Origin of the sequence: Cochleicola gelatinilyticus (genome assembly GCF_001637325.1) — a bacterium.
GTDB classification, from domain to species: domain Bacteria; phylum Bacteroidota; class Bacteroidia; order Flavobacteriales; family Flavobacteriaceae; genus Cochleicola; species Cochleicola gelatinilyticus.
This window is the reverse complement of record NZ_LRXL01000027.1, coordinates 1-269: the sequence shown is the minus strand read 5'-3', so window position 1 is coordinate 269 and position 269 is coordinate 1. Positions and strand designations below refer to the sequence as shown.

The 269-nt window shown below is 46.1% G+C and carries 1 protein-coding gene; it reads left to right on the top strand.

Features of this window, described 5'->3' with window-relative positions:
• On the top strand, positions 1–269 hold a 269-nt coding region (locus ULVI_RS15540; protein WP_197463489.1), incomplete at both ends, for a hypothetical protein.

Below are 269 nucleotides of genomic sequence, written 5' to 3'. Positions count from 1 at the left end.
ATTGCCATTACCAACCCTACGGCGTATCCAAATCAGAGCAATCCCCAAACGATCTATGTGGTGGTGACCGATAGCAATACGATGTGTACGGCAGAGACTACTTTTGAATTGCAAGTAAACCTTCCACCCGTACTAACGGCTCCAACACCTTTAGAACTATGTGACTCGGAAGAGATCACAGGACCTAATGATGAGATCGAGCGATTTGATCTCACCAGCAAACGTACAGAGATCACTGGAGGGAACTTGAGTGTCACCCTTCAATACTA